Origin of the sequence: Pistricoccus aurantiacus, from assembly GCF_007954585.1 — a bacterium.
Classification (GTDB): domain Bacteria; phylum Pseudomonadota; class Gammaproteobacteria; order Pseudomonadales; family Halomonadaceae; genus Pistricoccus; species Pistricoccus aurantiacus.
This window is the reverse complement of sequence record NZ_CP042382.1, coordinates 3,716,387-3,734,219: the sequence shown is the minus strand read 5'-3', so window position 1 is coordinate 3,734,219 and position 17,833 is coordinate 3,716,387. Positions and strand designations below refer to the sequence as shown.

The 17,833-nt window shown below is 60.9% G+C and carries 17 protein-coding genes and 1 pseudogene; 16 read left to right on the top strand and 2 right to left on the bottom strand.

Features of this window, described 5'->3' with window-relative positions; translation table 11 throughout:
- Positions 1-46: 46 nt before the first annotated feature.
- A complete protein-coding gene (locus tag FGL86_RS17630) occupies positions 47-628 on the top strand; it encodes a DJ-1/PfpI family protein (protein ID WP_147185980.1) in 582 nt (193 codons plus the stop codon).
- A 91-nt stretch (positions 629-719) separates the two neighbouring features.
- On the opposite strand, the gene FGL86_RS17625 is transcribed toward FGL86_RS17630, so the two are convergent.
- Positions 720-1,196, bottom strand: a complete 477-nt coding sequence (locus FGL86_RS17625) for a methylglyoxal synthase (RefSeq protein ID WP_147185979.1) — start codon at positions 1,194-1,196, stop codon at positions 720-722.
- Positions 1,197-1,292: 96 nt separating this feature from the next.
- Between FGL86_RS17625 and FGL86_RS17620 the strand changes: the two genes are divergently transcribed.
- The 6 genes from FGL86_RS17620 to FGL86_RS17595 all read left to right on the top strand — a co-directional run bounded on the left by FGL86_RS17620 (position 1,293) and on the right by FGL86_RS17595 (position 7,697).
- Positions 1,293-2,378 carry an oxidoreductase gene (locus FGL86_RS17620; RefSeq protein ID WP_246131685.1) on the top strand — a complete coding sequence of 362 codons (1,086 nt, stop codon included), beginning with the start codon at positions 1,293-1,295 and terminating at the stop codon, positions 2,376-2,378.
- Positions 2,375-3,133 (top strand): DeoR/GlpR family transcriptional regulator, encoded by a 759-nt coding sequence (locus FGL86_RS17615; RefSeq protein ID WP_147185978.1) that lies wholly within the window; start codon positions 2,375-2,377, stop codon positions 3,131-3,133. The genes FGL86_RS17620 and FGL86_RS17615 overlap by 4 nt, the downstream gene beginning before the upstream one ends.
- Positions 3,134-3,430: 297 nt before the next feature.
- Positions 3,431-4,438 carry a type I glyceraldehyde-3-phosphate dehydrogenase gene (gap, locus tag FGL86_RS17610; RefSeq protein ID WP_147185977.1) on the top strand — a complete coding sequence of 336 codons (1,008 nt, stop codon included), beginning with the start codon at positions 3,431-3,433 and terminating at the stop codon, positions 4,436-4,438.
- A 272-nt stretch (positions 4,439-4,710) separates the two neighbouring features.
- A complete protein-coding gene (locus tag FGL86_RS17605) occupies positions 4,711-5,730 on the top strand; it encodes a TRAP transporter substrate-binding protein (RefSeq protein ID WP_147185976.1) in 1,020 nt (339 codons plus the stop codon).
- A 69-nt stretch (positions 5,731-5,799) separates the two neighbouring features.
- Positions 5,800-6,396 (top strand): TRAP transporter small permease subunit, encoded by a 597-nt coding sequence (locus FGL86_RS17600; protein WP_147185975.1) that lies wholly within the window; start codon positions 5,800-5,802, stop codon positions 6,394-6,396.
- Positions 6,396-7,697, top strand: coding sequence for a TRAP transporter large permease (locus FGL86_RS17595; RefSeq protein ID WP_147185974.1), 1,302 nt, complete (start codon positions 6,396-6,398; stop codon positions 7,695-7,697). Before FGL86_RS17600 ends, FGL86_RS17595 begins: the two co-directional genes overlap by 1 nt.
- 26 nt (positions 7,698-7,723) lie before the next feature.
- Here the strand turns inward: FGL86_RS17595 and FGL86_RS17590 are convergent, their stop codons facing one another.
- A complete protein-coding gene (locus tag FGL86_RS17590; protein WP_147185973.1) occupies positions 7,724-8,236 on the bottom strand; it encodes a gluconokinase in 513 nt (170 codons plus the stop codon).
- A 190-nt stretch (positions 8,237-8,426) separates the two neighbouring features.
- Here FGL86_RS17590 and FGL86_RS17585 point away from each other — a divergent pair, with 190 nt between their 5' ends.
- From FGL86_RS17585 to FGL86_RS17545, 9 genes and pseudogenes are all read left to right on the top strand, one after another.
- Positions 8,427-10,022 carry a solute:sodium symporter family transporter gene (locus FGL86_RS17585; protein ID WP_147185972.1) on the top strand — a complete coding sequence of 532 codons (1,596 nt, stop codon included), beginning with the start codon at positions 8,427-8,429 and terminating at the stop codon, positions 10,020-10,022.
- A 117-nt stretch (positions 10,023-10,139) separates the two neighbouring features.
- Positions 10,140-11,096 carry a sugar-binding transcriptional regulator gene (locus FGL86_RS17580; protein WP_147185971.1) on the top strand — a complete coding sequence of 319 codons (957 nt, stop codon included), beginning with the start codon at positions 10,140-10,142 and terminating at the stop codon, positions 11,094-11,096.
- A gap of 123 nt (positions 11,097-11,219) precedes the next feature.
- Positions 11,220-12,530, top strand: a pseudogene (locus tag FGL86_RS17575) (ABC transporter substrate-binding protein).
- Between the two features lie 121 nt (positions 12,531-12,651).
- Positions 12,652-13,542, top strand: a complete 891-nt coding sequence (locus tag FGL86_RS17570) for a carbohydrate ABC transporter permease (protein WP_147185970.1) — start codon at positions 12,652-12,654, stop codon at positions 13,540-13,542.
- Between the two features lie 14 nt (positions 13,543-13,556).
- The gene (locus FGL86_RS17565) at positions 13,557-14,450 is read left to right on the top strand and encodes a carbohydrate ABC transporter permease (protein ID WP_147185969.1); all 894 of its coding nucleotides are present in this window, start codon (positions 13,557-13,559) and stop codon (positions 14,448-14,450) included.
- Positions 14,451-14,475: 25 nt separating this feature from the next.
- A complete protein-coding gene (locus tag FGL86_RS17560) occupies positions 14,476-15,624 on the top strand; it encodes an ABC transporter ATP-binding protein (protein ID WP_147185968.1) in 1,149 nt (382 codons plus the stop codon).
- Positions 15,625-15,644: 20 nt separating this feature from the next.
- Positions 15,645-16,331, top strand: coding sequence for an HAD family hydrolase (locus FGL86_RS17555; protein WP_147185967.1), 687 nt, complete (start codon positions 15,645-15,647; stop codon positions 16,329-16,331).
- A 36-nt stretch (positions 16,332-16,367) separates the two neighbouring features.
- Positions 16,368-17,159, top strand: coding sequence for an L-iditol 2-dehydrogenase (locus FGL86_RS17550; protein WP_147185966.1), 792 nt, complete (start codon positions 16,368-16,370; stop codon positions 17,157-17,159).
- Between the two features lie 3 nt (positions 17,160-17,162).
- On the top strand, positions 17,163-17,786 hold the full coding sequence (locus FGL86_RS17545) for a nucleoside/nucleotide kinase family protein (protein WP_147185965.1): 624 nt from the start codon (positions 17,163-17,165) through the stop codon (positions 17,784-17,786).
- Positions 17,787-17,833 lie beyond the last annotated feature (47 nt).

Genomic DNA, 17,833 nt, shown 5'->3' with positions numbered 1-17,833 from the left:
ACACAGGGGCCTGGCCCCATCGACCAACAAGACAGGAATCAATCCCATGGCTGCAAAACGTATTCTGATGCTGGTCGGCGATTTCGCCGAAGACTATGAAGTGATGGTGCCTTTTCAGGCCTTGCAGATGGTAGGGCACCGGGTGGATGCGGTCTGCCCGGACAAGCAAAAGGACGACTACATCAAGACCGCCATTCATGACTTCGAAGGCGACCAGACCTATACCGAGAAGCCCGGACACAACTTCGTGCTCAACGCCACCTTCGCGGAAATCAAGGCAGCAGACTATGACGCCCTGGTGATCGCCGGTGGCCGCGCACCGGAGTATCTACGCCTGAATCCGGAAGTCATCAAGATGGTGCGTCACTTCGCGGACGAGAAGAAGCCCATCGCCGCGGTCTGTCATGGCGCCCAGGTACTGGCTGCCGCAGAAGTGATCAAGGGATGCAGGGTGTCCGCCTACCCGGCCTGCGCGCCAGAGGTGACCCTCGCCGGCGGTGAGTTCGCGGATATCCCCATCGACGGCGTCGAGGTCGACGGCAACCTGGTCACCGCTCCGGCCTGGCCGGCACATCCCGCCTGGCTGGCGGCGTTTCTGGACGTGCTGGGCACCCGTATCAGTCTTTGATAGACGATCTTTTCAGTTCGCCCCATCCATTCGCGTCATAAAGAGAGCGCCGCCGGTCGGCGCTTTCTTTTTGGCTGAAGGCGGCTTGTGCTTAGACGCTGCGCCGGGCCATCCAGTCCTGGGTATCCGGGATGTCTATCGAGTAATCCTCGCTCAGTCGGGGTGAACTGAGAATGAAATCCGCGCTTGCCGCGTTGCAGGCCACGGGGATGTTCCACAGGGCGGCCAGACGCAATAGCGCCTTGATATCCGGATCGTGGGGCTGGGGCGAGAAAGGATCCCAGAAGAAGATCAGCACATCGAGTTTCTGCTCGGTAATGCGCGTGCCGATCTGCTGATCACCGCCCAGGGGGCCGCTCATCAGCGCCTCCACCTCGAGGCCGAGGTGGCGAGCGATGCGCCCCGCGGTGGTGCCGGTGCCCACCAACTCATGTTTCGCCAGGGTGGATTGCCAGCGGGTGGCCCAGTCGAGCATTTCCTGCTTCTTGTCGTCGTGAGCGATCAGGGCGATGCGTTTGCGCGCGGGAAGCGTACGCTGGGCGATCTTGCGAGGGCTGGGGTGTGTCATCTTGTTATCCCGGTAGTCTTTGTGGTCAGGCATTTTGACGTTGCTATCGCCGGTTACTGTATCATTTCGCGCATAGACAAAATGAGTGATAACGCCATGTCAGAGGAAAAATCGGAAAGCCTGCCCCGGGTCATGAAGACGGCGCTGGTGGGCTACGGCATGTCCGGGCGCACCTTTCACGCGCCGCTTATCCAGGCCTGCGCCGAGCTCGAACTTGTCGCGGTGGTCAGCAGCCAGGCGGAGCGGGTTCACGGCGATCTGCCGGAGGTCGAGGTGGAACGCCGCCTGGATCACCTGCTGGCGCGGCCGGATATCGAGCTGGTGGTGATCGCCACTCCCAACGATACGCATTTTTCCAGTGCCAGGGCGGCGCTGGATGCCGGCAAGCACGTGGTGGTGGACAAGCCCTTCACCCTGACGCTTTCCGAAGCCAGGCGGCTTGAAGCACAGGCCAGAACCGCCGAACGGCTGCTCAGCGTGTTCCACAATCGCCGCTGGGACAGCGATTTTCTGACCCTCGAGGCCATGCTTGAAGCGGGTACCCTGGGGCGGATCGTGACGCTGGAATCGCGTTTCGATCGTTTTCGGCCCCAAGTCAGCGACCGCTGGCGGGATCGGCATCAGCCTGGCGGCGGCGTCTGGTACGATCTCGGGCCTCACCTACTCGATCAGGCACTGAGGCTGTTCGGCATGCCCCGGGGCATTCTGCTGGATCTGATGAGCGCCCGCGACGGCGCCGAAGTGGACGATGATTTCCTTGCCCTGCTGACATACGATCGCCTACGGGTTTCGCTATCCGCCGGTACCCTGATAGCGGAGTCGACGCCGCGCTTTCGCGTCAACGGCACCCGGGGCAGTTACATCACTTACGGTCTGGACCCCCAGGAAGCCTGGCTCAAGGAAGGGCGCAGGCCATTCCCCGGCTGGGGACAGGATCCGTCTCCCGGCAGCCTGCTGCTCGACGAAGGTCAGGATAAGCCGGCGCACCGCATGGTATCAGCAGTGCCCGGTGACTACTGCGCCTACTACTCGGGTATCGCCGCCACCCTGATCGAGGGAGCGCCGCCGCCGGTCACCCTGGAGGCGGCGACCGAGGTCATGCGGCTTCTCGAGAGAGGGCTCGACAGCGCTCGACAAGGACGCTGGATAAGACTCGACGAGAAAAGCGGAAAAGTCTCATGAATCAGCAGCAACGTCGGGAAGGCATCATCGACATGGTCGGCCGCCAGGGCTATACCAGCATTGAGCAGTTGGCGGATCACTTCGCGGTGACGCCGCAGACGATCCGCCGCGATCTCAACCAGTTGGCGAAGAAGAATCGCGTTCGTCGGGTTCACGGTGGCGCCAGCCTCGAATCCAGCACCGTCAACACTTCCTACTCCACGCGTAAGAGCCTCAATCTCGAGGCCAAACAGCGCATCGCTGCCGCGGTGGCTAGACAGATTCCCGAGGATGCGTCGCTGTTTATCAATATCGGCACCACCAATGAGATCATCGCTCAGGCGCTGCTGGAGCATCGCAGCCTGGAGGTCATCACCAATAACCTCAACGTGGCCGCCATTCTGCAGCACAAGGAGCAGTTCAAGCTGATCATCGCCGGCGGTCAGATTCGTTCCCGGGATGGCGGGATCATCGGCGAGGCGACCATCGATTTTATCAATCAGTTCAAGGTGGACGTCGGCATCATCGGTATCAGCGGTATCGATGAGGACGGCTCTCTGCTGGAGTTCGACTATCAGGAAGCTCGAGTCGCCCAGGCGATCATTCGCAACTCGCGGCAAGTCTTTCTCGCGGCGGACTATTCCAAGTTTCAGCGCAATCCGGTGGTACGCCAAGGCCATCTTTCACAGATCAGCGCGCTATTCACTGATCGCAACCCGCCGGACAATATACGCCGTTTGCTTAAGCAACAGGATGTGGCGCTATATCTGGTTTAAATAATGTAGGTAAGTTTACTTACTTTGTGTGGATAGGTAGTCTCGGTCAGCTCAGCCTAAAAAGAAAATAGCGGTTATTATGCAGTTTGTCCGCATCATCAGGGAAATAAATTTATTGTATGTAGTAAAATTACTAAAAATACTTGTAACTTTTGACGCCTTGCGGCACATTGGAAAAAGGCAAACGAACCGTTGGCTCGCTGTTTTCAGGCCGGTGTCATCTTGGAAAAATAATTGAAACTCTCGCCTTCGGTTTGGTCGATATTCAAGACATCACTGCATCGCGAGGTACGCATCATGACTCTCAGAATCGCTATCAACGGTTTCGGCCGTATCGGACGCAACGTGCTTCGCGCGCTCTATGAAGGTGGCTATCGCGAGCACGTTCAGGTGGTCGCCATCAACGACCTGGGGGATGCCGCCATCAATGCCCATCTGCTGCAGTTCGATACCGCTCACGGTCGCTTTGCCCGACCGGTGCAGCACGACGACACCAGCCTCAGCGTCGGTGACGATCGCATCGAGATCCTTTCCGAGCGTGATCCCGGCAAGCTGCCCTGGAAGCGCCTGAACGTGGACCTGGTGATGGAGTGCACCGGGCTCTTCAAGAAGCGGGCGGAGGCGGCGCGTCATCTGGAAGCCGGTGCCGAGCGCGTCCTGATTTCCGCCCCGAGCCCGGACGCGGATGCCACCGTGGTCTATGGCGTCAACGAGGGCGTGCTGACCGCGGAGCACAAGATCGTCTCGAACGCTTCCTGCACCACCAACTGTCTCGCTCCGGTCGCCAAGGTGCTCAACGATGCCGTGGGTATTGAAAATGGTTTGATGACCACCATGCATGCCTATACCAACGATCAGACGCTTTCCGACGTCTACCACAAGGATCCCTACCGAGCGCGCAGCGCCACTCATTCGATGATTCCCACCAAGACCGGCGCCGCCGCCGCGGTGAGCCGCGTATTGCCGGAGCTGGAGGGCAAGTTCGACGGCCTGGCGGTGCGTGTGCCGGTGATCAACGTTTCTCTGGTGGACCTTACCTTTACCGCCGGACGCGAGACCAGCAAGGAAGAGATCAACGCCATCATGGAGCGGGCGGCGGAGACATCACCGGTGCTGGCGATCAACGCCTTGCCCCTGGTGTCCGTGGATTTCAATCACAATCCCAATTCCGCCATCTTCGATACCAATCACACCCGAGTGAACGGTCGTCTGGTGAAGATCATGACCTGGTACGACAACGAATGGGGATTTTCCAACCGCATGCTGGATACCGCCCTGGCCATGCAGGCGACGAAGAATCGATAAAACCATCTATCGGGAACGGTGAGGAGCGTATCCGTCATATCGTTTCTTTCGTTATAGTCAGAAGCCGCATGCCAGGAAAGATGCGGCTCTTTTTTCTTGTCATTTGACGTTCGTCAAACATCGGTCGAATTGGGCACCCGGCGAAATTGAAAAGCGCTGCGCTCGCCGTTAGTCTACGCTGCGCCGTAGGCAGTACTCGACTTGCACATAAGCGTGGAACACGCAGCGTCGAGTCCGTTCGACCTTCAACAACAAACCAGGGACATCCGACCATGCCAGCACCCATTTCCTTCAAGCTACTGACCGCCGCGATTCTCGGTACCCTGGCCTGGAGCGCCCAGGCTGCGGAGTACGAGTGGACCTTCCAGACCTCGGAAACCGCCGGCGAACCGCAGTTCGAGGTCAAGAAAGCCTGGGCGGAAGAAGTCGAGAAGCAGTCCGACGGTCGCATCCAGATCGAAATCCTGCCGGTCAACGCGGTGGTTCAGGCCAATCAGACGCTGCAGGCGGTCAGTTCCGGTATTCTGCAGGGCCATCTCACCGACCCCAGCTACTTTACCGGCCAGGATCCGGCCTTCGGCATGCTGGGCAATCTGGTGGGCGCCTGGGGCGACCCCAACGAATTCCTCGACTACATGCGCAATGCCGGCGGTGAGGAGCTTTACAACGAGCTCGTCGAGCCCTATGGCCTGCATCTGATCGGCGCCGCGGCCACCGGTCTCGAGGCGCTGCCCTCCAAGCGTCCAATCCGTACCGTCGATGACCTCAAGGGACTCAAGCTGCGCGCCCCGGAAGGCATGGTCTACAACATCTTCGAGAAGGCCGGCGCCACACCGGTGAACCTGCCGGGTTCCGAGGTCTACACCGCTCTGGAAAAAGGCGTGATCGACGCCGCGGACTATACGGTGTTCGCCACCAACTACGAGCAGGGCCTCTACAAGTTCGCGCCTTATCCCAACTATCCCGGCTTCCATTCGCTGCCCATGGTCGCGGTCTCCCTCAACAAGGATATTTGGGACAGCCTGCCGGAGGATCTGCAGAGCATGCTTGAAAAAAGTGTCGATGACATGGCCGACGAGATGGTTGCCACCCTCAAGGAACTGGATCAGGAAGCCGTGGAGAAGGTACGCCAGGACCCGGATATCGAAATCATCGACATGTCCGACGAGGAGCGTGCCAAGTTCCGCAATATCGCCGAAGAGGAGTGGGCGATCTGGGCCAAGAAGAACGACATGACCCAGAAAGTCTATGATTCGGTGACCGCTTATCTGAAAGAAAACAATCTGATGTAAAAAGACATCTTCTGGCGCCGGACGATCATGCGCCGGCGTCTTTTTCTGTTGCCAGTCAGAGGATTGGTCATGTCGCCTCAACCCCCTCACAGCGACGATTACAAGCAACCTCAAGAGGCTGTCTCTCAGCCGGATCCGGTCAGAAGCGCTTTCGATAAGGGCGTGGTGTGGTGCGCCCGAGGCGCCGCCTGGCTGATCTTTGTCGCCATGGCGATCAGCGTTTTCGAGGTCGTCATGCGCTACGGTTTCGATTCGCCGACCTCCTGGGTTCACGAAAGCGTGGTCATGCTGGTGGCGATCAGCTTCGCCCTGGGAGGCCCGGCGGCGCTGGCCAGCAATCGGCATATTCGCGTGCGCATCCTCTACGATACGGTGGGTCCGGGATTCAAGCGGTGGCTCGATCGCTTCAACGATCTGGTGACCTTTCTGTTCTGCGTGGGAATGAGCTACGCCGCCTATGTGATGTTCTGGGATGCCTCCCACAACCCCCTCGGCGAATGGCAGCTCGAGCGTTCCGGCACTTCCTGGAATCCGCCGTTTCCGGCCCTGGTCAAGGGCATGATCATGCTGGCGCTGATGATCATGTGCGTTCAGGCGTTCATTCACCTGATCCAGTCGCTGAGAGGCAAGCCGGCGCCGGAACCCACCGATGAAGGAGCCGCCTGATGGAGATCGCGGACGGCACGCTGCTGCTGGTGGGAGCGATTTTCGCGCTGCTGGTGACCGGACTTCCCCTGGCGTTCGTGACCGGTCTGGTGGCGCTGGCGTTCACCTTCGGCTGGTTCGGGCCCAACGCGCTGCCCTTGGTGACCAGTCGCGTCTACGGCTTCGTCACCGAGTATTCCCTGGTAGCGGTGCCGATGTTCGTGCTGATGGCCTCGCTGCTGGATCGCTCCGGCATCGCCAAGGACCTGTTCAACGCCATGCGGGTGTTTGCCGGTCGCCTGCCCGGCGGGGTGGCTATCCAGACCGTGGTGGTGGCGTTCTTCCTGGCGGCGCTGTCCGGCATCATCGGCGGCGAGATCGTCCTGCTCGGCATCATCGCCTTGCCTCAGATGCTGCGCCTGGGCTACGACAAGTATCTATCCATCGGCGTGGTCTGCGCCGGCGGCTCCCTGGGCACCATGATGCCGCCTTCCATCGTGCTGATCATCTACGGGCTGATCGCCAGCGAGTCCATCGCCGATCTGTTCACCGCCGCCATCACCCCGGCGATGATCCTGATGATGTCCTACATCGGCTATGTACTGATTCGCTGTCTCAAGAATCCCGCGATGGGTCCGCCCATGAGCGCGGCGGACCGCGAGGAGGGGTTCGCCAGCAAAGGGCAGGCGTTCAAGGCGATCATCGTGCCGGGGCTGATCGCCGGCCTGGTGCTGGGCTCCATCTACGGCGGTGTGGCCTCGGTCACCGAAGCGGCGGCGATGGGAGTCTTCGGCGTGCTGCTGGCGGTCATCGGTCGCGGCGAATTTTCCTTCAAGACCCTGCATGAAAGCCTGAGCCAGACCTTGACCACCTGCGGCATGATCATCTGGATCGGGATTGGCGCCGCGGCACTGGTCGGGGTCTACAACCTGATGGGCGGCAACCGCTTCATCTCGAGCCTGATCATGGGATTGGACGTGGCCCCGATCGTGGTCATCCTGGTGATGATGGCGATTCTGCTGGTGCTGGGCATGTTCCTCGACTGGATCGGTGTGGCCATGCTGACGCTGCCGATCTTCGTGCCCATCGTCGAACAGCTCGGCTACAGCCCCATCTGGTTCGGCATCCTCTTCGCGGTGAACATGCAGGTGTCGTTCCTGTCACCGCCTTTTGGCCCGGCGGCTTTCTACCTGAAGGGGGTGGCGCCGCCGAACATCAGCCTCAAGGATATCTTCGTCTCGCTGTTGCCGTTTATCGCCATTCAGCTGGTGGTGCTGTTTGCCTTGCTGTTCTGGCCGAATCTGGCCATGTGGCTGGTGTAGCGTGACAGAGGCGCTGCGGGGAAGCGTCAACAAGACGCTAGATGACGGGAAAAGGCGGCAACGATCTCCCGGGGCGTCAGGCGGATGTCACAGCGAAAGGCTTCCGTTTCATCCGGCGGCTCCAGGGTTGCCAGCTGGCTATTCAACATATGTTCGCCGGCAAAGAAATGTGCCCGCCGGTTGCCCAGCCGTTTGAGCAGCAGTTCCCGGGAGCCGTGCAGGTAGAGAATCTTGAGCTGCGGGGCCGCCTGGCGCAGCCGGTCGCGATAGTCGCGCTTCAAGGCGGAGCAGCTGATGACCAGGCTCTTGGCCTCGCGCTGGTGATGCGAATAGAGGTCCGCCAGGGTGATGAGCCACTCGCGACGATCGTCGTCGTCAAGGGGCTCACCTCGAGCCATCTTGGCGATGTTTTCAGGTCCATGGTGATCGTCCGCATCGATATAGCGCATTCCGAGGGTCTTGGCGAGCAGCTTGCCGATATGGGATTTACCGGAGCCGGAAACGCCCATGACGAGAATGCAGGAAGGGGTATCGCGCATTGTCTGAATTTCGCTTGTTGAACGTCCGCTTGTCAAAGCAGGTTGTGTAGTCTGATCGTATCGCCAATTCTATTTCAAAATCATGTCAAAGCCAGGCGAAACCGGCCCTCGCATCACAGGGATAGGCATTTCAACCAAGCGTTTCAGCTAAGCATTTCAACTAAGAATTTTAACAACAAGGAGTGAAACGATGCATGCCATCACGCTGCTGTCCTTTCTTTTCTTCACGGGGCTGGTCGCCTTCATTACCTGGCGAATTACCCGTCGCGACGATCACGGTACCGCCAGCGGTTTCTTCCTCGCCGGACGCAGCCTGACCTTTCCTCTGATCGCCGGCTCCTTGCTGATGACTAATCTCTCCACGGAGCAGATGGTGGGCCTCAACGGCGCGGCCTTCAGCGACGGCCTGAGCGTCATGGCTTGGGAGGTGGTGGCGGTCATCGCCCTGGTGGCCCTGGCGCTGTTCTTCCTGCCGCGCTTTCTGAAAAGTGGCATCGCTACCGTGCCTCAACTGCTGGAGATTCGTTTCGACAAGGGCACCCAACTGATTACCAACGTGATCTTCCTGGTGGCCTACGCGGCCATCCTGCTGCCGATCATTCTCTACTCCGGCGCCGTGGGACTGCAGGGCATGCTCGATCTTCACGATCTGACCGGCATTCGGTCCGACACCGTGCTGCTGTGGCTGACGGTATGGGTCGTCGGCATCATCGGTTCTCTCTACGCGCTGTTCGGCGGGCTGCGCACCGTGGTGGTGTCCGATACCCTGAACGGCGTGGGCCTGCTGATCGGCGGCTTCGTGATCGTCTACTTCGGTCTTCAGGCGGTGAGCGACAGCGGCGGCGTCATGGAGGGCTGGAGCATCCTCAAGGAGACCAATCCGGAGAAACTCGACTCCATTGGCGGCAGCGAGCAGCAGGTGCCGTTCTTCACCCTGTTCACCGGGGTCTTCCTGATCAATCTCTTCTACTGGACCACCAACCAGCAGATCATTCAGCGGACCTTCGCCGCCAAGAATCTGGCGGAAGGTCAGAAGGGCGTGCTGCTCACCGGTTTCTTCAAATTGCTCGGCCCCCTGTATCTGGTATTGCCGGGCATCATCGCCTATCACCTCTACGCGGATCAGGGCGTCAAGGCGGACGAGGCCTATGGCCATCTGGTGTTCAACGTGCTGCCCGCGCCGCTGACCGGTTTCTTTGCCGCGGTGATGGTCGGCGCCATCCTGTCCTCCTTCAACTCGGCGCTGAACTCCACCACCACCCTGTTCAGCCTGGGGCTCTACAAGGCGGTGCTGAACAAGGACGCCAGCGAGGAGCAGGTGGTGAAGTCGAGCAAGGTCTTCGGCTGGATCATGGCCATCGCCGCCATGGTCATCGCGCCGCTGCTGGCGGGCCAGGAAAGCCTGTTCGGCTACCTGCAGAAGATGAACGCCATCTATTTCATCCCCATTCTGGCGGTGGTCATCGTCGGCTTGCTGACCCGGCGGGTGCCGCCCATGGCGGCCAGGATCGCCCTGGTCGGTGGCTGCCTGATGATCGCCGCGGGTTATTTCGTACCGCCTTTCGATCAGCTGCCGGCGATCATGCACGAGTTCCATTTCGTGGCGGCGGTCTTCCTGCTGCTGGTGGCAATGATGCTGGTGATCGGCAAGCTGCGTCCCCGGGAAACCCCCTGGGTTCAGGAAGACAGCGGCGCGGTGGATCTGACCCCCTGGCGGGGCGCGATACCCGCGGGTATCGTCCTGGTGGTGCTGGTGATCGCCATCTATGTCGCCTTCGCCGGCTGACAATCGATACGGCGCCGTTTCTGCCAGCGTGGCGGACACGGCGCCTCTTCGATGACTGGCTGTCTTGCATTCTTCATGAACTTGGCTGAATCGCAGAATCTGGAGTGATCGAATCGCGTGGACAAGTACGAACGGAAACTGGACCAGGCCGCCCGTGCGGCTTGGCTTTCCTATGTGGGAGGGCGTACCCAGGACGAGATCGCCGGCCAGCTCGGCGTCTCGCGCCCTGGCGTGCAGCGCCTGCTGGCCCTGGCGCGCCAGGAAGGGTTGGTGAAGGTGCACATCGATCATCCGCTGGCCAATTGCATGGTGATGTCGGAGGCCATCGTCCAGCGTTTCGGACTGGACTTCTGCGACGTGGTGCCCGCCGATCCCGATGCTGGCGGCGGGGATGTGCATTATCTGGCGGTGGCTGGGGCCGAACGACTCTCCCGCTATCTGGATCGCACCGAGCCGCTGACCCTGTCCCTGGGCACCGGGCGTGCGATACGCGCCATGGTGGAAGCGCTGAGTCGTGTCGACCGGCCCCAGCATCGTTTCGTGTCCCTGGTCGGCAACGTGGCACGGGACGGTTCCTCGAATCGCTATGACGGGGTCATGGTGCTGGCGGACAAGACCGGTGCCGAGCGCTTCCTGTTGCCGGCGCCGGTGGTAGCTGGCTCGGTGGACGAGAAGCAGGCGCTGCAGGCCCAACGCCTGTTCCAGGCCGTCGCCGAAGTGGCCAGGCAGGCCGAGGCGGCGTTCATCGGAATAGGGCGCATCGATCGCCGGGCCACCCTGTTCCAGGATCACTTCATCAGCGAGACGGAGCTCGAGGAATTGCTGGCGCTCGACGCTGTTGGGGAGTTGCTGGGGTGGCCGATGAATCAGGCTGGGAAGGTGATCGACTGCTCCATCACTCGGCGGGTCACCAGCCTTCCTCTGGAGGCACTGGGTAATCAGTCGCTGGTGGCCCTGGCCGGCGGCCACGACAAGGGCCCTGCCATCCTGGCGGCGCTACAGGGGGGCTGGCTCAACGGGTTGGTCACCGACGAGAGCGCTGCACGATATATCGTCAAATCCTGCAGTCGCTAATAAATTGGCCTAATGTCTAATAGGGTGAGTTTTGCTTTTTTTAGATTTCTGTCCGATCATTTGAATTATCGTTGAGTAGATTGATCAAAAACAAATCCAGCAATCTCCTCCAAGGAGTCAGTCATGCGTTTACGTCACGCCATTCCGTTTGCGGGAACCTCGTTTCTAGTGGCTTTCGCCGCCAATGCGGAAACCATCACCGTGGCCACGGTCAACAACAACGACATGGTCATCATGCAGCGTCTGACCGACGCGTTCGAAAAGGCTTACCCGGACATCACTCTGGACTGGGTCGTTCTCGAGGAGAACGTGCTGCGCCAGCGCATGACCACCGACATCGCTACCCAGGGTGGTCAATTCGATGTCATGACCATCGGTACCTACGAAGTGCCGATCTGGGCCGAGCGTGGCTGGCTGACGCCGCTTGCGGATCTCCCCGAGGATTATCAGGCCGACGATTTGATCACGCCGGTTCGCGATGGCCTGAGCTACGACGGTACTCTTTACGCCCTGCCGTTCTATGCCGAAAGCTCGATGACGTACTACAACAAGGCGCTGTTCGAAAAGGCCGGCATCGAGATGAGCGAGCAGCCGACCTGGCAGGAAGTGCATGATTGGGCCAGTCAGATTCACGATCCGCAGAACGACGTCTACGGTATCTGTCTGCGTGGCAAGCCGGGCTGGGGCGAAAACATGGCGTTTGTCTCGACCCTGGTGAACACCTATGGCGGGCGCTGGTTCGATATGGACTGGAATCCTCAGCTCGATTCCCAGGCCTGGCAGAACGCCGTGTCATTCTACGTCGACCTGCTCGGCAACTACGGCCCCCCGGGCGCCAGCTCCAACGGCTTCAACGAGAACCTGGCGCTGTTCTCCCGCGGTAATTGCGGCATGTGGGTCGACGCTACCTCCGCCGCCGGCAAGCTCTACGACCCCGACGAGTCCGACGTCGCCGACCAGCTGGGCTTCGCGCCTGCCCCGGTCGCCGAAACCCCCAAGGGTTCGCACTGGCTGTGGTCCTGGGCACTGGCGATTCCCGTGACCTCCGACGCTAAGGATGCCGCCGAGACCTTCATTACCTAGGCGACTTCCCAGGATTACATCGAACTCGTCGGTGAAACCGAGGGCTGGACCAGCGTACCCCCGGGCACCCGCGAATCCACCTACGAGAACGAGAACTACCAGGAAGCCGCACCGTTCTCCGATTTCGTGCTCGATGCCATTAGCGGCGCCGACCCTACGGATTCGACCCTGGAGCCCAGTCCCTACGTGGGCATCCAGTTCGTGGGCATTCCCGAGTTCCAGTCGATCGGCACTCAGGTGGGCCAGACGATCGCCGCGGCGTTGACCGGTGACATGTCGGTGGAGCAGGCGCTGAGCTCCGCTCAGCGTGCCACCGAGCGCACCATGAAGCGTGCGGGATATCCCAAGTAACAGGCCCAAGTAGTCCCATAGCCTTGTCGGCCCGGTGAGCCAGATCCACGCCAGGCCGATATCCCAGACGAGCCGGGGCCTGCCCCGGTCGGACGATACTCCAACCTACTGCGTGGACGCCATGAGCAAAGCACGAGCTTCCGGGCGCACCGTCGGGGGAACACGTTCTCTTTCCCTGCAGGCGCCTGCCGTTACCCTGCTGTTTCTGTGGATGGCCGTACCGCTGGCCATGACCCTGTGGTTCTCCTTCCAGCGCTTCAACCTCTTGATGCCCGACATGACCGGTTTCGCCGGGCTGGAGAACTACGAATATCTCTTCACCGATCCGGCCCTGTGGTCGGCCATGGGCACCACCCTGGTGCTGGTGGGGTCGGTGCTCGCGATTACCGTCATCGGCGGCACGCTGCTGGCGATACTTTTCCAGCAGGAATTCTTCGGGCGCGGTGTTGCCCGGGTGCTGGCCATCTCGCCGTTCTTTGTCATGCCCACCGTCAGTGCGCTGGTGTGGAAGAACATGATGATGCATCCGGCCAACGGGGTGCTTGCCTGGGTCGCCGAACTGTTCGGCCTGCCGGCGGTGGACTGGTTCTCGTCGCTGCCGCTGACCTCGATCATCATCATCGTCGCCTGGCAGTGGCTGCCCTTCGCGCTGCTGATCCTGCTGACCGCCCTGCAGTCCCTGGATGACGATCAGGTCGAGGCGGCACGCATGGACGGCGCCGGGCCGCTGGCGGTGTTCTTCTACATCACCCTGCCGCACCTCAAGCGCGCGATCAGCGTGGTAATCATGATCGAGATGATCTTCCTGCTGACCGTGTTCGCCGAGATCTTCGTGACGACCTCCGGTGGCCCCGGCCTGGCCACGACCAATCTGGCCTACTTCATCTATATCAGCGCCCTGCTCGACTTCGATGTGGGCATGGCTTCCGCCGGCGGGGTGGTCGCGATCATTCTCGCCAATATCGTTGCCATCTTCCTGGTCCGCATGGTGGCCAAGAATCTGGAAAACTAGCCGGGGAGCGAATCATGACGATTGCAAAGACCAGCCAGGCGCCTCTGGCTCATAAAACCAAGACCCAGGCGATTCCCCAGGGAACGTCAATAGGCGAGCTTGCCAGCCGCAGGCTATGGTTGGCCCTGCTCGGCTGGGGGGTTGCCATCCTGATCTTCTTTCCGATCTTCTGGATGATCGTGACCAGCTTCAAGACCGAAGCCGAGGCCATTGCCGACCCTAGCCTTATCTTTACGCCAACGCTGGAAAACTATGTCGAGGTGCAGCTGCGCGCCGACTATTTCAAGTTCGCCATGAACAGCGTGGTGGTGGCGTTCGGCTCGACCCTGGTGGCGTTACTGCTGGCCATTCCGTCCGCCTATTCCATGGCGTTCCTGCCGACCAAACGGACCAAGGGCACGCTGCTGTGGATGCTCTCCACCAAAATGCTGCCGCCGGTGGGGGTGCTGGTACCGATCTATCTGCTGTTCCGCGACACAGGACTGCTCGACACCCGCACCGGTCTGATCATCATCTACACGTTGATGAATCTGCCGATCGTGGTGTGGATGCTCTACACCTTCTTCAAGGATCTGCCCAAGGAGATTCTCGAGGCGGGACGCATGGACGGCGCCAGCACCCTCCAGGAAGTCTGGTATCTGCTGCTGCCGCTGACCCTGCCGGGCATCGCCTCCACCGGATTGCTGGCGGTCATCCTGTCCTGGAACGAGGCCTTCTGGAGTCTCAATCTCACTTCGTCCCAGGCGGCGCCGCTGACCGCTTACATCGCCTCGTTCTCGAGCCCCGAGGGCTTGTTCTGGGCCAAGCTCTCCGCCGCCTCGACCATGGCCATCGCACCCATCCTGATATTCGGCTGGCTCACTCAAAAGCAGATGGTGCGCGGCCTGACCTTCGGCGCCGTCAAATAACGTTCAGTAGAACGAGGAGTTGAACATGGCAACGCTACAACTCAAGCAGGTCGTCAAGCAGTTCGACGATACCCGCGTCATCAAGGGCGTCGATCTGGACGTCAACGACAAGGAATTCGTGGTTTTCGTCGGGCCTTCCGGCTGCGGCAAGTCGACACTGCTGCGCATGATCGCCGGCCTGGAAAGCACTTCGGACGGTGACATCCTCATCGACGATCAACGCATCAACAACGTGGGGCCCGCGGAGCGCGGTCTGGCCATGGTGTTTCAGAGCTACGCGCTCTACCCGCACATGACCGTCGAGGACAACATGGGCTTCAGCCTCAAGCTGGCCGGCGTCTCCAAGGAAGAGCGTCGACGCAAGGTGCGCGAGGCGGTGGAGATTCTTCAGCTCGAGCCATTGCTCGACCGCAAGCCCAAGGCGCTTTCCGGCGGCCAGCGCCAGCGGGTGGCCATCGGCCGAGCCATCGTGCGCAACCCCAGCATCTTCCTGTTCGACGAGCCGCTTTCTAACCTGGATGCGGCACTGCGCGTGCAGATGCGCATCGAGCTGGCACGCTTGCACGAAGAGCTCGACGCTACCATGATCTACGTCACCCACGATCAGATCGAGGCCATGACCATGGCGGACAAGATCGTCGTGCTGCAGGGCGGGGTGGTCGAACAGGTGGGTTCGCCCATGGAGCTTTACCACCATCCGCGCAACCGCTTCGTCGCCGGCTTCATCGGTTCGCCGAAGATGAACTTCATCGACGTCGAGGTCATCCAGGCCAGTGCCGAGGGAGTCGAGGTGCGCCTGCCCGGTGGCGGCCAGTGCCATGTTTCGGTGGATGGCAGCAAGCTGAATCCAGGCATGCGTCTTGAACTCGGGGTGCGACCCGAGCACCTGTTTCTCGAGGATCAGGGGGCGCTGGAGGGCAAAGTGCAGGTCATCGAGCGCTTGGGCGGATCAACCTCGCTCTATGTGCAGATGGGCGAGACCCCCGTCATCCTGGTCACCGATGGCGATGTCGCTTCTCAGGTCCACGATAGCGTGCGCTTCGGTTTCGAGTCCGGACGCGCTCACCTGTTCGACAGCGACGGCCTGGCGCTGCCCGGCCTGCATCGTCACCACTTGGCGGATATCTGCCGTCAGGACAACCGTTCGTCGCCCAAGGCTGTCGCCAGCCATTAACCACTTTACCGGGGAGCGGTATGGAAATTCTGATCTTCGATTGCGATGGCGTGCTGGTCGATAGTGAAATCATTGCCGAGAAAGTGCTGCAAGAATGTCTGGCCGACTGGCTACCCGACCTGCATGCCGAGGATGAACTGCGCCAGGCTCTCGGCATGACGACCGGCGCGATCCTCGACAAGCTGGCGCGGCGCAGCACCCATGCCCTGCCTACCAACGCCCTGGCGCGCATCGAACGCGCTATCGACGCTCGATTGGCCACCGATCTGGAGGCCATCCAAGGCGTCGCGGAGGCCATTCGAAAACTCGAGATACCCCTGGCTATCGTCTCCAACAGTGGCCGTCGGCGCGTGGCGGTTTCCTTGAAGGCGACCGGGCTCGATGCCGAGCTCAGCCAGGTACCGCTATTTACCGCCGAACAGGTCGAACGTCCCAAGCCCGAGCCGGACGTCTATCGGCTGGCGGCCCGCAGCATGGGCTGTGCTCCGACGGAGTGTCTGGTGGTCGAGGACAGCGTTTCCGGCGTCACCGCGGCCCAGGCGGCCGGCATGACGGTGATCGGCTTTACCGGTGCCAGCCATATTGAACCGGGGTACGACCGGCGTCTCCAGCAGGCCGGCGCCTGGGGGATCATGGCAGACATGCAGGACCTGGAGTCGCTGGTACAGCGCTGGCATGAAGGGCGCAGGCCCGTCGCGCAGAATTGAAACGTCGAAGAAGCCGGCAAGAGACAGGAAGAGATCATGAAACTCAGCGAGAAGGTCGCGATAGTCACCGGCGGGGCGCGCGGTATCGGCCTGGCCATTGCCCAGCGCTACCTCAGCGAAGGCGCCCGAGTGGTGATCGCCGATATTGATGAAACCGCCATCGAGGATGCGCTCAGCCAGCTCCGAGGCAAGAAAAGTGGTGGCGATGAACGAGTGATGGGGATACGTCTCGATGTCTGTGATCGCGTTTCCATCGAGCACATGGTGGAAGCTGTCGTTCAACGATTCGGCGGCATCGATATCCTGGTCAACAATGCCGCCGTGTTCGATATGGCGCCGGTGCTGGAGGTGTCCGAAAAGAGCTATGACAAGCAGTTCAACGTCAACGTCAAGGGCACCTTCTTCACCCTGCAGGCCGTCGCACAAGCGATGGTCGCGCGCGGCCAGGGGGGCAAGATCATCAACATGGCGTCCCAGGCGGGACGGCGCGGCGAGCCGTTGGTGAGCATGTACTGCGCCAGCAAGGCCGCGGTGATCAGCCTCACTCAGTCTTGCGGCCTGGATCTGATCAAGCACCGCATCAACGTCAACGGCATCGCCCCGGGGGTGGTCGATACGCCGATGTGGGAGGAGGTCGATGCGCTGTTCGCCCGCTACGAGAATCGACCGCTGGGCGAGAAGAAGCGTCTGGTGGGCGAGGCGGTGCCGTTTGGTCGCATGGGGCGCCCCGAGGATCACGTTGGAGCAGCGGTTTTCTTGGCTTCCAATGACAGCGATTACGTCGTCGCCCAGACCCTGAACGTCGATGGCGGCAACTGGATGAGTTGAGAAATGACGCCGACTATTCACGACATGGCGAGCCGTCTGCTCGAGGCGGCACAGGATCTCCAGCGCTTCATCGTGGCGCTGGCCGGGCCGCCTGCCGCCGGCAAGTCCTTTCTCTCGGAATGGCTGAGCCGCGAACTCAACGAGCGTCAGGCGGGCATCGCCGCGGTGGTTCCGATGGACGGCTATCATTTCGACAACGCCGTGCTCGAGCCCCATGGATTGGTGCCCATCAAGGGGGCGCCGGAGACCTTCGACGTGGATGGCTTGCATCAGGATCTGGTGCGTATCCGGCGTGCGGACAAGGCCGTCGCCGTGCCGGTATTCGACCGTCCTCTCGATCTGGCCCGGGCCGGGGGCCGATTGATCACCCTCGAGCATCGCATCGTCATCGTCGAGGGCAACTACCTGCTGCTGAATCAGGCGCCCTGGACGGCATTGCACGGACTGTTCGACATGACGCTTTTGCTCGAGGTATCCGACGAGGTGCTCGAGGCACGACTCATCCAGCGCTGGCTCGGCATGGGTCAGGATTATTCGGGCGCCATCGAACGAGCTCGTCACAAGGACATGCTCAACGCGCGCCTGGTCAAGACGATGTCCAGGCTGCCGGACACCCTCTGGCACTAAGGATCTCTGAAATCTCCTTCGATCGATCACCATTCACCGCTTTTGCC